General features: G+C 40.8%; 16 protein-coding genes. 5 read left to right on the top strand and 11 right to left on the bottom strand.

Annotated features, from left to right (window positions below; translation table 11 throughout):
* Positions 1-50: 50 nt before the first annotated feature.
* Both mnmL and mnmM read left to right on the top strand, forming a co-directional pair.
* The gene (mnmL, locus tag BLQ32_RS12560; protein WP_053167788.1) at positions 51-1,004 is read left to right on the top strand and encodes a tRNA modification radical SAM protein MnmL/YtqA; all 954 of its coding nucleotides are present in this window, start codon (positions 51-53) and stop codon (positions 1,002-1,004) included.
* Positions 1,001-1,564 (top strand): tRNA 5-(aminomethyl)-2-thiouridylate-methyltransferase MnmM, encoded by a 564-nt coding sequence (mnmM, locus tag BLQ32_RS12555; protein ID WP_074510580.1) that lies wholly within the window; start codon positions 1,001-1,003, stop codon positions 1,562-1,564. Before mnmL ends, mnmM begins: the two co-directional genes overlap by 4 nt.
* A 101-nt stretch (positions 1,565-1,665) precedes the next feature.
* Here mnmM and BLQ32_RS12550 read toward each other — a convergent pair whose 3' ends face one another.
* A complete protein-coding gene (locus BLQ32_RS12550; protein WP_074510579.1) occupies positions 1,666-2,112 on the bottom strand; it encodes a hypothetical protein in 447 nt (148 codons plus the stop codon).
* 309 nt (positions 2,113-2,421) lie between these two features.
* Between BLQ32_RS12550 and BLQ32_RS12545 the strand changes: the two genes are divergently transcribed.
* Together BLQ32_RS12545 and BLQ32_RS12540 are read left to right on the top strand one after the other, a co-directional pair.
* Positions 2,422-2,949 carry an RNA polymerase sigma factor gene (locus tag BLQ32_RS12545; RefSeq protein ID WP_074510578.1) on the top strand — a complete coding sequence of 176 codons (528 nt, stop codon included), beginning with the start codon at positions 2,422-2,424 and terminating at the stop codon, positions 2,947-2,949.
* Positions 2,927-3,475 (top strand): hypothetical protein, encoded by a 549-nt coding sequence (locus tag BLQ32_RS12540; protein ID WP_074510577.1) that lies wholly within the window; start codon positions 2,927-2,929, stop codon positions 3,473-3,475. Before BLQ32_RS12545 ends, BLQ32_RS12540 begins: the two co-directional genes overlap by 23 nt.
* Before the next feature lie 274 nt (positions 3,476-3,749).
* Here BLQ32_RS12540 and cdiI read toward each other — a convergent pair whose 3' ends face one another.
* The 4 genes from cdiI to BLQ32_RS12520 form a co-directional block, all read right to left on the bottom strand.
* Positions 3,750-4,127, bottom strand: a complete 378-nt coding sequence (gene cdiI / locus BLQ32_RS12535) for a ribonuclease toxin immunity protein CdiI (RefSeq protein WP_083335331.1) — start codon at positions 4,125-4,127, stop codon at positions 3,750-3,752.
* A gap of 88 nt (positions 4,128-4,215) precedes the next feature.
* Positions 4,216-4,575, bottom strand: a complete 360-nt coding sequence (locus BLQ32_RS12530; protein WP_074510576.1) for a cupin domain-containing protein — start codon at positions 4,573-4,575, stop codon at positions 4,216-4,218.
* Between the two features lie 26 nt (positions 4,576-4,601).
* Positions 4,602-5,183, bottom strand: coding sequence for a group-specific protein (locus BLQ32_RS12525; protein WP_074510575.1), 582 nt, complete (start codon positions 5,181-5,183; stop codon positions 4,602-4,604).
* Positions 5,184-5,520: 337 nt separating this feature from the next.
* A complete protein-coding gene (locus BLQ32_RS12520; RefSeq protein ID WP_139150545.1) occupies positions 5,521-6,543 on the bottom strand; it encodes a zinc chelation protein SecC in 1,023 nt (340 codons plus the stop codon).
* A 641-nt stretch (positions 6,544-7,184) separates the two neighbouring features.
* Here BLQ32_RS12520 and BLQ32_RS12515 point away from each other — a divergent pair.
* Positions 7,185-7,556 carry a YhfM domain-containing protein gene (locus tag BLQ32_RS12515; RefSeq protein ID WP_074510573.1) on the top strand — a complete coding sequence of 124 codons (372 nt, stop codon included), beginning with the start codon at positions 7,185-7,187 and terminating at the stop codon, positions 7,554-7,556.
* A 107-nt stretch (positions 7,557-7,663) separates the two neighbouring features.
* Here BLQ32_RS12515 and BLQ32_RS12510 read toward each other — a convergent pair whose 3' ends face one another.
* From BLQ32_RS12510 to BLQ32_RS12485, 6 genes are all read right to left on the bottom strand, one after another.
* Positions 7,664-7,954, bottom strand: a complete 291-nt coding sequence (locus BLQ32_RS12510; RefSeq protein ID WP_074510572.1) for a hypothetical protein — start codon at positions 7,952-7,954, stop codon at positions 7,664-7,666.
* A 199-nt stretch (positions 7,955-8,153) separates the two neighbouring features.
* Entirely contained in the window at positions 8,154-8,528 is a 375-nt protein-coding gene (locus BLQ32_RS12505; protein ID WP_074510571.1) for a hypothetical protein, read from the bottom strand.
* Positions 8,529-8,790: 262 nt separating this feature from the next.
* Positions 8,791-9,228 carry an SMI1/KNR4 family protein gene (locus BLQ32_RS12500; RefSeq protein WP_074510659.1) on the bottom strand — a complete coding sequence of 146 codons (438 nt, stop codon included), beginning with the start codon at positions 9,226-9,228 and terminating at the stop codon, positions 8,791-8,793.
* Positions 9,229-9,633: 405 nt separating this feature from the next.
* Positions 9,634-10,089: a GNAT family N-acetyltransferase gene (locus tag BLQ32_RS12495; protein ID WP_074510570.1), complete on the bottom strand. Its 456-nt coding sequence runs from the start codon at positions 10,087-10,089 to the stop codon at positions 9,634-9,636.
* Between the two features lie 45 nt (positions 10,090-10,134).
* Positions 10,135-12,588, bottom strand: coding sequence for an excinuclease ABC subunit UvrA (uvrA, locus tag BLQ32_RS12490; RefSeq protein WP_074510569.1), 2,454 nt, complete (start codon positions 12,586-12,588; stop codon positions 10,135-10,137).
* A gap of 46 nt (positions 12,589-12,634) precedes the next feature.
* Entirely contained in the window at positions 12,635-13,006 is a 372-nt protein-coding gene (locus tag BLQ32_RS12485) for a hypothetical protein (RefSeq protein ID WP_139150544.1), read from the bottom strand.
* Positions 13,007-13,057: the final 51 nt, after the last annotated feature.

The raw sequence follows: 13,057 nt of genomic DNA, 5'->3' as shown, positions 1-13,057 counted from the left end.
AGCGCTATTTCCGCCCGTGATACAATACTTTTCAGAGGAGTTGTTTTAAGATGAATTCTACTTTGCCTTTTCCGTCTGACGGCAAACGCTACTATACATGGAACCGCCATTTGCGCGGCGAGTTTGGAATGAAAATCATGAAAATCGCACTCGATGCCGGCTTTGACTGCCCGAACCGCGATGGCACCGTCGCCCACGGCGGCTGCACCTTCTGCAGTGTAGCCGGTTCCGGCGATTTTGCCGGCGACCGGGTCGATTCCATTCCGGTCCAGTTTGATAAAATCAAAACGAAAATGCACCGCAAGTGGAAAGACGGCAAATATATGGCGTATTTCCAGGCGTACACGAATACCCACGCGCCGCTTCCGGTCATCAAAGAAAAATTCGAAGCCGCACTGCAACAGGAAAACGTCGTCGGCTTAAGCATCGCGACGCGCCCCGACTGCCTGCCGGACGATGTGGTTGAATACCTGGCGGAACTGAATGAACGCACTTACCTTTGGGTCGAGCTGGGCTTGCAGACCGTCCATGAACGGACTGCCCTGCTCGTCAACCGGGCACACGACTACGAAGCTTACGTCGAAGGAGTGGAAAAACTTCGCAAACACGGCATCCGGGTCTGTACGCACATCATCAACGGCTTGCCGCTTGAAGACCGCGGCATGATGATGGAAACAGCGCGCGAAGTGGCAAAACTCGACGTCCAAGGCATCAAGATTCATTTGCTTCATTTGCTGAAAGGCACGCCGATGGTGAAGCAATATGAAAAAGGGATGGTTGAATTTCTGGACAAGCAGGAATACATCCAGCTTGTGGCAGATCAGCTCGAAGTCCTGCCGCCAGAGATGGTCGTTCAGCGCATCACCGGAGACGGCCCGATCGATTTGATGATCGGACCGATGTGGAGCGCCAACAAATGGGACGTACTGAACGGCATCGATGCCGAACTCGAAGCGCGGGACAGCTGGCAAGGTAAATTGTACAAAGGGCATGTTGAAGTATGACATTGCAGCGCGTATTGCCTTTTACGAAAAGTTTATTGGAACAAACGGTCCGACCGGGAGATGTTGTGATTGACGCGACTGCCGGAAACGGCCACGACACGCATTTTCTGGCCGGGCTAACGGGCGCCGGTGGCAAAGTATTTGCTTTTGATATCCAGCAGGAAGCCATTGATGCGACCCGAAAACGCGTGGAAGCGTTCGCGCATGTGGAATTGGTCCACGACAGCCACGCCAAGATCAGTGAATACGTCAGTGAACCGATTTCTGCCGCTGTCTTCAACCTGGGGTATTTGCCAAAAGGCGACCATAGCATCATCACAAAAGCCCAAAGTACCCTTGCGGCCATGGAGCAATGCTTGAGCCTGTTAAAAGAACAAGGGCTGCTGCTCGTTGTTATCTACAGCGGCCACGAAGGCGGCAGCGAAGAACGGGACGCCGTCATGGCATTCGTCCAAAATCTGCCGCAGGTTTCGTATGACGTATTGAAATACGAATTTATCAACCAGCGCCATTCGCCTCCTTTTTTGGTGGCGATTGAAAAGAAGAAATTGAAGAAATGAACAAGAGGGCAGCCGGTAGTAATTTAGCCGGCTGCCCTCTTGTTTTATATAGAGCTATTAGACAAAATTGAATGACGATAATCCTTCATATGCAAACCAAGTTAAATATTTTCTTCATAATAAGTCAGCTCATAATAGCCGTATTCACTTTCCTCTAACAAAAGTATTTGGTTCAAGTCGATTGAACATACGAACCAATGCAAGAGTGCATCCTTTGAGAGGTCTTCAACCATCTTATCCACATGCCGAATCAATTCACTTTTATTAAACTGAACGAGAAAACTGTCTGTACTAAAGTAAAGCACTGTCCCTAATTTCTCGCTGGCAGAGAAAATTTGTCCAATCTGTTTTCGAAGGGATTCTATGCTAACTTCTTCAATTCTTCCTATTACTCTCCCCTGGTTTATTTTATTCCATATTTTTTCATCCGCATTAGAGACTAGAAGTTGGGGTGGCGGGTAATTTTTTGATTCAAGCATCTGTATAAATTGTTTTTGTCTTTGAACCACTTTTAATTCATCTATTCTGTTACGTCTGTCATCCTTCATCGCCAATTCTCCTTTGCCTGGTTCTCTTAGTAAACGATTCTCTTGAACTATACGGAGTGGTAACTAAGACATCCAGAGATATTTGGAAATAAAACTATTCGTAAAAGTACACTTACACAAACACAAAGAAAAAGCTTTTTTTGCTTCTTCCCTTCCGATAACTGCTGATATGTAAACCAATTTTCTTCATACAATCATATTTAGAGAATTATAAAAGAAAAAATCGCTTTATTTCCTAAAAAAATACAGAATAAAGCGATACTTTTTCCACTTTCATTCGTCTAGATGAGTAAGGGGGGGGGAAGAACCATGGACGAAGAAGTGGAAAAACTATTTTTTGAGCACAATCAAGCGATTTATCGCTATATATACTGGCTGGTTAAAAACAGAGAGACCGCAGAGGATCTTACTCAGGATACCTTTTGCAAAGCCCTTAAAAGCATTCATAAATTTCAGCACCAGTCTTCCGAATTAACCTGGCTTTTAAAGATTGCCCGCAATATTACATATGACTATTTCCGTCGTAAAGGGTTGATTCGTTTTTTGAAGTGGGAGTCTGAAAATGATGTAGATACGTCTTCTTTGAGTCCGGAATCTTCTATCCTGCAAAACGAAGAACTTTCCAAACTGTATCAAGCTTTTGATCATTTAAAGAAGGATTACCGGGATGTCCTGATTCTTCGCCAAGTAAACGAATGCTCCATCAAAGAAACCGCCTATATATTGGGGTGGACAGAAGCAAAAGTCAAGGCGAAGATGTCTAGAGCCTTTGAGGCTTTGAAACAGGAGTACAACCGAAAGGACGGTTTTTTAAATGAGCCCATCAAAAGAATTTGACCCTCTTTTTCAGGAAATGAAAAATGTAGAACTATCTAAAACGGCAGAGAGAGAGCTTCTCGTGAAAATACAAAAGAAAGCCGCTCGTAAACGAAAACACCTTGTTCCCACTATCTTATCTGGTTTAGCAGTCGCAGCTGTCCTTACTTTTTGTGTACTTTTTGCCACAAATTCAGTGATGTTCGAGAATATCGCTACTGGTAGTTCGGGCACTGAAAAAATAGTATTTGCTGGATCCGAAGAAAATTGGACGATTGAGTACGTCATCACTTATCCCAAGGAGGGTTGGGAAAAGGAAGTTTTCACCATCACCTATATTGGTGATGAAGAACCTCCTGAAAGCATCGACTATTTAATTGAAAGCATAAGCGGAGGCAGTAATGGAACAAATGTAAGTTTGAATGAAAATCAGAGGGTAACTGGAAGCAAGGAAAGTAACGGAGCAAAGGTAATGGAAAACGAGGAACTCGAAGCAACCATTACCTGGCTCGGAAAAACTGAAACCATTACTTTAAGAAGCCAGTAAAATGACAGGCTTGTTGTCTATACTATTTCGTATAACAAGGCATTTATTTTATAAAGAGATATCGAAAAGATAAGATGAAGTACTCCCGAAAGGTTGCCACTTTTTAACGGCTCCCTTACGGGGGTACTATTTTGCATTCGGTTAAATTCATCAAGTATTTAGGACAGAATTTTGCACTTAAAACCGTTCGTAAAAGTACGCTTTCCTGGACAAAAAAAGAGGAAACTTATTGCAAGTTCCTCCTCGTCCTTTGAGCTATTATAATTTTTTATGCTTAATTAAGATTTAAATTGGAATGAATGACGCTCAATAATTTTTTCACTTCCTGCGAATCCCGAGGGTGCATCTCAAGATAAAGGATGCATACTTTTGAGAGATAGTAATAAAAAATCTTGTAGCTAACAATTACTTCTGCTTCATAGGCATGAGGAACATCTACTGAAAATCTCACACCGTCTGGAAAGTAATCATCCTCTAAAGGATGCATCTCCAGAGAAAGCTCAACGGTATGGTAGTCAATTGAGTAACCTTTATTTTGCGAGAACAATCTTAATGCTTCTAAAAAAGTTATCGGGCTACCTATCACTTGGTCGTAATAAGCAGACATTGCTACCAATTCTGGCGGAGCACCTATCTTATCAGCTACAAACATGCTATTCCCCCTCTTTCCCCTTGATATATCAGTAACTTCTCATAATCCCTCATATGTAAACCAGAATTTATAAAGATACAGCTTAAGTCTAGGTTTTTGGGGGACTACTACAATCAAACGGCAGTAATTCTTCAGCTTCAATTATCAATGCTGTTAACCCCTTTTCGGTCGTCGTTTCATGACCTTCACCTTTCGCCCAACTAACGGCTTCCCCTTTCTTGATCCGTTGTTTTTCTTGCGTATCACTTCTCACCCATCCTTCCCCTTCTATCACCAGCAGAATTTGGGGAACCACGGCTTCATGAAATCCGATGATCTCTCCAGGTTCAAGAAAGACAACTCCTGTATGAGTGGCAGTTTCTGTCTTTGCAATTCGCGTCAGAATAAAATTTGAGTCAAAAGCCGTGATCCGTTTCCCATTTTCTTTATCGAACGAATATACTTTCACTAACTACCCCTCCATAAATTCATTCTTTATGATTTTAAAGATGTTGAATTAATAGGACTGCTCCAGTTAATAATATCGACTTTTGCCACATCGACTTCCCCTAGACTCAACAAATGAGGAATATAGGCAAACATGCCAAACCCTCTCCCTTGCTCATTTTCTTCCTTATAATAAGCTAATGCAGCTTCAGGCAGTGTTTCGAGCATTTTGTACTTTCGTATATCAATCAATTCAATATTCTCGAATTGGATGGGGGCTGCTGGACCCCCGTAGCTTTCTTTAGGGTAATGATAAAGCGCATTTGGGTTTTCCTTCAGCTGTTCTACAGGAATCTGGAAGAAAAGGACATCGCTCTTCACCGGTATTCCTAATGACTGCAAACCTTGATAGATATGATAGGGATGCAAAGGCAAGAAATGAAGGACATCGTTCCATAAACAGTCTAATTTCGGCACGGATCTTTCTAAAAGCTTAGGCCTATCCGGATGATTAAAATACTTCTGTTTGTACTCCTCATAAAGTTCTTCATTTATACTTTTCAATTGATTTAATGGAATGAGTCGATTCCCCATCATTTTCTTAGGTACCATGTGATAAACATACGCCATCCAATCTCCTCCTTGTGCTTCTCTTCATGATATGGAAGAAGTTTGGATATTTAAAGACTTATAATTCAAAATTCTATGTGCTATAATGGTAATACAAGGAAAGAGATTCTCTAGTATTTAAAATTGCATATTTCTATATACTTAAGCCCTCATTTTTCATTGAGGGCTTTTATTTTATTATAAAAGACGAAATGAAAAACCAAAACGTTGAAAAAAGTACAATTAAATAGGCAAAAGGGGAAAAGCCTTGCTAACTAGCACTGCTTTCCCCCTTTGTATTCTGCTATTTCAATTTCTGTAACTTCCTATAAATTCATGTTATGTTCGCAATCCAATTTTAATTTAGTGGCTTGAATAAATTTATTTTATTTCTTTCCCCGTAGCGAAATCCTGGCAATTTAGCTGAATTACGTAGTATCATTCCATTCATTTTGTTATATAAAATAAAATCTTTCTCCGTCAAATTTGCATAGAAGGTGTACGCCATTTGTGTTTCTTCGTCCCAATTTTTCCATAATCTTGGGCTTAATACCATGTTTTCAGAGTATAACGGCAATATAAGAGACATATAAAACTTCACTTTATCTACGGGTGAACTTTGTAATTGATTAAATAAGTCTAAGTAAATTTCTTTTTCACTGTCTAAGCAATTTAATAGGATGTAGGAATGCCCTTTCTCTGGAATTGCAGTAACAGCAAAGCGATGGATGAAACCTTTAACCTTGTTTTTTATTTTCTTTCCATTCAAATCATAATCAGGTGCAATGTATGCATAGTTCGAGAAATTAATTTGCTCTGGTATTTTAATAATACAGGATGTTACACCAGTATGTTCTCCAGCAAGAATTTTCTTATCGAAATGTTCTTTTATAGAATCAAACTCTTTCATATTCAATTGTAAATTTCTGTATCTGGAAACCATATCAGATTTACTAAATACTGTTGGATACTTTCCGAATTGAGTTCTGAAAATATCCATTGACATCCAAACCTTATAATATTCAAAGATAAAAGCCTTATAAGCATATACAAATTTCATTATCTCACTAGTTTCATCAAAATCAGGTGCTCCCTTTTCAATTGCTGCAAAAGCAATATTATCATGTAAATCACAAAAGCAAGTTTCAGTTGTTGCAGCATTTGCACTTGTTCTGCTCATTTCGATAATAAGTTCTTGTTCTCCGTTGGCAAGCGGAACTATTAAAGGACTTCTTTTAGTGTCCATCAAATATACATGCCTTTCATCACCTGCTAATAAAGAAATAATTTTATTATTTTGCAAAGCATGAGCTCCTTTAATGATTCCTTTACAATTTTGTTGATCCGGATGCATACAGAACTTTTTCATTGATTTTCTCATCATTTCCCCAATCAATACTTCAGGTGGTTTCTTAGTTTCGATGGGTGGATTAAATTCTTTATTACGGCAACAGTTTATAAAGACTTCACCACTTCCACAAGGACAACTTTTCTTTTTTGCTAATCTTGATACGTTTTAATATATTCATTTTATAAGCTCCTTTTAATGACCAACCAATTTTCTCAACTTTGCCCGACTGTTCCCTTAATTATACAGTCTCTTATTTTATAATTAGAATATTATTGTCAAAGAAATACTGGCGTTCGGAAAAGTATACTTATACAGATAAAAGAGGAAGTCGGACGCTAATCAGCATCCATCTTCCTCGTTGTGTTTTGCTATTGAAATTACAGCTACTACCGATAACCCCATGATATGTAAACCTAGATCTTTTTGAAATTCTTCCCTTTTAAGCCTTACGGAACAGCCTATTGAATGTATCATTTTTTCTAGCAAATCCCCTCTATCTCGTTGCTCTTCAAAGTCCTTTGTAGTTGGGATTCTGAATGTAACTTAATTACTATTATGTTACATTCAAAATCAATAAAAAAATAATTTTAAAAGTTAGATTAATAACTGAAAATAAATTAAGTAACTTTAATTGCTTAGAAATGTCTAATCAATCATAAGGGGGGATTCCGTTGAAAAAATGGTCTTTGTTATTTATATTCGTGGTTTTTACTTTGTCTTTTGTTGGTGGGTGTTCTTCAGAAAATACCGAAAAAGTAGATGTTTACGAAATGGAAAGCTTTTCGGTTATCAAAAAGGATTCATTAACTTCATACACAGACTCTGATGATGTTAGCCATTTAGTAAAAGCGTTCAAAAAAGCTAAAAAAGAGCCAGGAATAGTTGATATGGTTGATCCTGACTATAAAGTTGAATTCGGTGAAGAATCATATTATCTCTGGATCAGTAAAGAACAGGGAACGATAATGAATCTAGATGATACGAATTTCATCTACACCCTTTCACAAAGTTCAGCAAAAACAATTTACGAGCTATTAAATTAACAGGTTTTTCAGTACAGTGAAATCAAAGGTTTGAATGTAACTTACTTGGTATTAAGTTACATTCACATTCCTTATACCTAAATTGTTTAGCTATTTCATTAATCTAATTAAAAAAAGTGCCAAAATAAATAAATCAATCCGATCATAAGTAAGGAAGTTAAAAGAGCCACCATCCGAAAAACTATTAACTGGAACCTTGGGGGAAATAGTTTTTCACTTACCCATAAAACGAAAATAAAAAATAATCCAATGATTGCAAAATTGTCAGTGCCGTAGGTATAAGGATCATCAAATCCTCTTTCCTCATCTTTTTTGTAAGGTTTTACGCCAGCATATAAGCTGGTAATTGCAAAGTATCCGAACAAAACAGTCGCAAGCCAAGGTAGCCATACTTCCATATAATTCTCTCCATTCTTGTAACTGCTTATTAGACTTTCCTACTTAAATTTCAAGGCACTAACAATCAATAGAAACAAGAAATTTCAGGTACAAGAGCTGCTTTGTACCTCTCACTTCCTAACAAGTAAATCAATCACTTTTACTTGAATGTAACTTAATTCACATTAAGTTACATTCAACTTTTTTAGAACCAAGGTTTTATGAACCCGTAATTACACCCATCGGAGTGGATTTTCCGTTTATGAGTACGTCTATCATTTCCGTCTCCTTGTCGATCTTCAATTTGAATACATGCTGTTCAACATTGTCGCCATCTTTAGGTACAGCTTTTAGTTTTATGTTTAACTTGTCTCCTTGTTTTTCAAGAGAAGCCGTTACCTCATCCTTTGATTCATAAATAAGATAAGTCATTTCTCCATTCTTATTTACCGATTGAAGAGGCACAGCCGGATCTAATAGTTCTTGCACATTTTCTGGCGCCTTATTTAGTTTTTCGATACTAGGTGAAGACTCAATTAAATTACACGCTGACAGCAAAGTAAAAATGAGTACAATTACCAGTGATTTTTTCACGATTCTTTTCCTCCTCTGACTTGGAACTTATTTCCTTTAAATCTATCTTACCTTATTTCAAGAAAAGTCAGTATATTAAAAAACGAATGTAACTTAACTGCACATAAGTTACATTCAAATCCTAGTCTTTGCGCCAAAATTTCTGCTTGGAATTTACCGGCGCTTTTTTCAATTCGTCTAGCTCGGTTTGCAGCTGCTGAACGCTGACTAAAAACTATTCTTTCCGTTCCTGGCTCTTTTTTTCATCTAACCTTAAAGCTTTTTAAACAGAAATTTCCCCAGTAATCCATCCCTCTATAAACTCTTTCAAAGAGGAAGCAATCCAAGTTCGACTGTCATCTTCATGATTCCAGACATAGATGTCTTCTCTTTGGATTTGTCCGTTCAAAATGGCATAACCAAATAAATCCCCGTTTCCAGCATCTGAAAAAAAAAGGAGATGATCAAACGGCATATAAAGGTCTTTAAAATCTTCCCATCCTCTATAATAGAGGTTTTCTTCAACAATTTTATTGATTGACCAGAGTAAATGGCAATCGAATTGATCATACACTCCATCTGTTTCACTCAGTAAGTCTTCTAACTCTCTCGGCAATTCGACATTCAATTTTTCCTTGATTAAGCTTATATCCTTATTAGTGGCGGGATGAGTAGTGTGATAATCGCTTGATACATTTTCTATAAAGCTTTTCCAATTCATCATAAAATCCCTCTTCCAAATTTATTAAGACTATTGAATACAGCTGAACCGCATACTACTTATTTTCAAATCCACGTCGTTGTTCTAAAACTTCCCTTCAAACCTTGTAGTTTCTTTTCATTTTTCAAATCATGGAATAAAATTCTTATATTTAATATACTTAGAACTCAAATTAATAGCTAGATAATTCTGGAAATAAAAGCGTTCGTAAAAGTACACGTTTACGAACGCTTCAAAAACAGTAGAATATAGCAAAAATAAACGTTCGTAAATGTGCCAAAACACTTTACGAACGTTCGCCATTTTTATATTCTTTTACGAACGGGAATTGGGTCTTCCTTTATTACAGCAATCATTTATTCAACATCAACTTGCTCATGCTTAAAAGAACCTCTTTTTACCGCTTCACAATTCCTTCGCCATAAATACACTGTTCGGATCTTCCTTATAATCGGCAAAAGGTTCACACACCACAAAACCGAACCGCTCGTATAGTGTTCTCGCCGGTTCAAAAGGAGCAGCCGAACCCGTTTCTAAACTCAGCCGCCGGTAGCCGCGTTCCTTCGCTTCATCCATGATGTGTTCGAGTATTTTCCGGGCAACGCCTTTCCGCAAATGGTTGGAAGAAGTTCTCATCGACTTGATTTCCCCATGCCGCGGGTCAAGTTCTTTCAATGCTCCGCAACCTAATAGTTCGCTTTCTTCCCAGGCACTCCAGACAGTTATTTCCGGAGTGCGCAAAGCTTCCACGCCGAGTGCGTGCTTGCTTTCAGGAGGAGAAATTTGGAGCATATTCTGTATATGTTCCTCCACCAATTCCGCTATTTCTTTTCCTGACAAATCGTCCAATTTAATGTCCACTACTGCTTCCCCCTTAGACGCCTTTTGGTTAATTCACTTTGTTCTTCATACTTTCAAGAATCCACCCGTGTAAGAGGCAGGATTTTTAGCCACTTGTTCCGGCGTCCCTTCCGCCACAATGTAACCGCCTGCTTCACCGCCTTCAGGCCCTAAGTCGACAATCCAATCAGTTTCCTGAATCATCTCAGTATTGTGTTCGACTATGATGACCGTATTGCCTGCTTCCACCAATTTATTGAGCAGGAGGAGCAGCTGTTTGACGTCATTCGGATGGAGGCCGGTTGACGGTTCATCCAGAATGTACAGAGTCTGTCCTTTTGCCGGTTTGTTCAATTCCTTGGCAAGTTTCAGCCGCTGGGCTTCGCCGCCAGATAAAGTGGTCAGGGTCTGGCCCCATTTCAAATAGCCTAAGCCGACTTCAAGCAATAAGTTGATTGTCATTTGGACTTTTTTGTTTTCTGTAAACAGCTCCATGCTTTCTTCAATGCTCAGGTCCAGAAGACTGGAGATAGAATGCCCTTTGTACGAGACTTCCAGCACTTCTTCTTTAAAACGTTTGCCGCTGCAGACCGGGCAGACCACTTCAAGGTCCGGAAGAAAATGCATATTCACCAGCACAAAGCCCATCCCCTGGCAATGTTCGCAGCGCCCGCCTTCGGTATTGAATGAGAAATGTTTGGCTGTAAGTCCGCGTTCCACCGATTCCGGCAATTTGGCAAAAAGCGTCCGGAACAAGGTATAAACTTCTGTATAGGTCGCGATATTGGACCGCTGCATCCGGCTTAGTGCCGACTGGTCGACGGTCACCATACGCTCTACTGTTTCCAGCCCTTCAATATGGCTATAGCCTTCTCTTATACGGTCTTCTTCTGCACTCGCTGCCACTACATCAAACAGCAAAGAGGATTTCCCGGAACCTGATACACCCGTTACAGCAATAAAACAGCCGAGCGGAAATGCCACTGTAACATCCTTTAAATTGTTTTTGACCGCGTTATGGACGGTGATTTTTTGTCCGTTGCCCGCTCTTCTCTTTGGCCTTGGCACATACATTTCTTTTAAATAGTTTCCAGTCACCGACTGGTCCTGTGTCTTCAGCGATTCGAGCGTCCCTTGCCCGACAATTTCCCCGCCGCGCATGCCGGCTCCCGGCCCAATGTCGATAATCCAGTCGGCCTGTTCCATGACATCGACATCGTGCTCGATCACCAACACCGTATTGTCGAGATCCCTCAATTGCTTTAGAACAGCTACGAGCCCAGCTGTATCTTTTGGATGAAGGCCGATTGTCGGCTCATCCAAAATGTAGAGAACGCCGGACAAAGCCGAACCGAGTATGGTCGCCAGGCGGAGGCGCTGCGATTCTCCGCCTGACAACGTGACTGACTGCCGCTCCATCGACAAATAACCAAGCCCGATGCTGACGATGCGCTCTATTTTCACTTTCAGTTCAAAAACAAGCGACCGTGCAATGGAGTTTTCCCGGTCTTCCAATTCTTTTGCGATTTCCTGCACCCATCCCAGCATCTGGTCAAGCGGCTTTTTGGAAACTTCGGAAATGGGCAGACCCGCTACAATCACTTGCCGGCTTTCTTTTTTCAGTTTTTCGCCGCGGCATTCCGGACAGGTTTGATGATAAAAGTACATCGCCTCATTGGAGACGCCTTCGCGTTCCTGGTACCTTCTCCACATGGCCGTCACAACCCCTTCGAACTTCCCTTTATTGGTCGTTTTTGGAGGCGGCGTGTCCGGGAAATGCTGCTTGAACTGCTCGCTTTCTATGCCGTAATACAGCAGATCCCGCTGTTCGGGGCTGTAGTTTTTCAGCGGCAAATCCATATCAAATTCAAACCCGTAATGTTTGGCAGCCGCTTTCAGCACAAGCCCATAATAATCGATTATGTTTTTATACCAGGTTTTAACTGCCCCGCCGTTCAAGCTCAGTTCTTGGTCAAATATCAGTTCGGTGCGGATGCTCAAGGTTTTCCCGAGCCCCAAACACGTCTCACAAGCCCCTTCCACCGTATTGAACGAAAAATGGGCTTTGTTCAGGTTTTTCATTTCATAGCCGCAATTGGAACAAGGCATCATCAGGCTTTCCTCGTCCAAGTCTGCCGGTTTTTTCACACGTTTATGGCAGTTCGGGCATTCCCGCTCCCCCAACTTTTCGTAAATCACCCGCAAATACGTATACATGTCCGTCACGGTTCCGACCGTTGAACGTGGATTGCGGTTAGTCGTCATATGCTGACTGACACCGATGGATGGGGATAATCCCGAAATTGACCCCACTTTCGGCTTGTTGATGAAATTCGTTGTCATGCCATTCATCTCAAAATACTGGCGCTGGCTTTCCCGCTGAAGAATATCCACTGCCAAAGTCGATTTGCCGGAACCGGAAGGACCGGTGATGACGACGAATTTGTTCTTTGGAATATTTACGGAGATGTTTTTTAAATTATTTTCAGCCGCATCTTTGATTTGAATAAAATTTGTCATCCTTTTTCCTCCTTTGCGAAATCGTTTTGCTTAGAGACAGCCCCCGTCACTGCTGCGGAATCCAATCATCTAATTCCCGGTCGTTCATAGCCGAAAAGCAGAAAAAACCTTCATCGGTACAGCGCTGCATGTAATCTTTGATTCGCTTCTGGTCTTCCGGAGTGGGTAATTCCGCAGCAACGTAATCCACGGAAAGGACATTCTTCCCCGCATCACGGACCTTTTTCAGATAAGGCAAGCGCTCGTCTAAATCGCTGCTTTTTTCCGTTTCGTCATACCACAGATCTTCCGTTCCCATGCCATCAATAGCAGCTAAATACGAACCGTCGTCGTAGTCGAAGATGCTTTCCGCATTTTGCGGATAGACCAGAAAATCAGGAGAATCCTTTTTCATATAGCCCGAAATTCGCTCTACCAAAAACATCATCCGTTCTGCAGCTTCCCCTTCACTTTGCGGGTCTGAAACCAG

The sequence above is a fragment of the Planococcus glaciei genome, from assembly GCF_900099655.1.
GTDB classification, from domain to species: domain Bacteria; phylum Bacillota; class Bacilli; order Bacillales_A; family Planococcaceae; genus Planococcus; species Planococcus glaciei.
The sequence above is the reverse complement of the archived record's forward strand: the minus strand, read 5'-3'. Positions and strand labels throughout refer to the sequence as shown.

Excerpts from the sequence above, each read along its gene's own strand:
- mnmM (WP_074510580.1), top strand. The coding sequence starts at position 1,001 with ATGACATTGCAGCGCGTATTGCCTTTTACGAAAAGTTTATTGGAACAA.
- cdiI (WP_083335331.1), bottom strand. The coding sequence starts at position 4,127 with ATGTTTGTAGCTGATAAGATAGGTGCTCCGCCAGAATTGGTAGCAATG.
- BLQ32_RS12545 (WP_074510578.1), top strand. The coding sequence starts at position 2,422 with ATGGACGAAGAAGTGGAAAAACTATTTTTTGAGCACAATCAAGCGATT.
- BLQ32_RS12510 (WP_074510572.1), bottom strand. The coding sequence starts at position 7,954 with ATGGAAGTATGGCTACCTTGGCTTGCGACTGTTTTGTTCGGATACTTT.
- BLQ32_RS12525 (WP_074510575.1), bottom strand. The coding sequence starts at position 5,183 with ATGGCGTATGTTTATCACATGGTACCTAAGAAAATGATGGGGAATCGA.
- uvrA (WP_074510569.1), bottom strand. The coding sequence starts at position 12,588 with ATGACAAATTTTATTCAAATCAAAGATGCGGCTGAAAATAATTTAAAA.
- BLQ32_RS12540 (WP_074510577.1), top strand. The coding sequence starts at position 2,927 with ATGAGCCCATCAAAAGAATTTGACCCTCTTTTTCAGGAAATGAAAAAT.
- BLQ32_RS12520 (WP_139150545.1), bottom strand. The coding sequence starts at position 6,543 with ATGAGAAAATCAATGAAAAAGTTCTGTATGCATCCGGATCAACAAAAT.
- BLQ32_RS12550 (WP_074510579.1), bottom strand. The coding sequence starts at position 2,112 with ATGAAGGATGACAGACGTAACAGAATAGATGAATTAAAAGTGGTTCAA.
- mnmL (WP_053167788.1), top strand. The coding sequence starts at position 51 with ATGAATTCTACTTTGCCTTTTCCGTCTGACGGCAAACGCTACTATACA.
- BLQ32_RS12500 (WP_074510659.1), bottom strand. The coding sequence starts at position 9,228 with ATGAATTGGAAAAGCTTTATAGAAAATGTATCAAGCGATTATCACACT.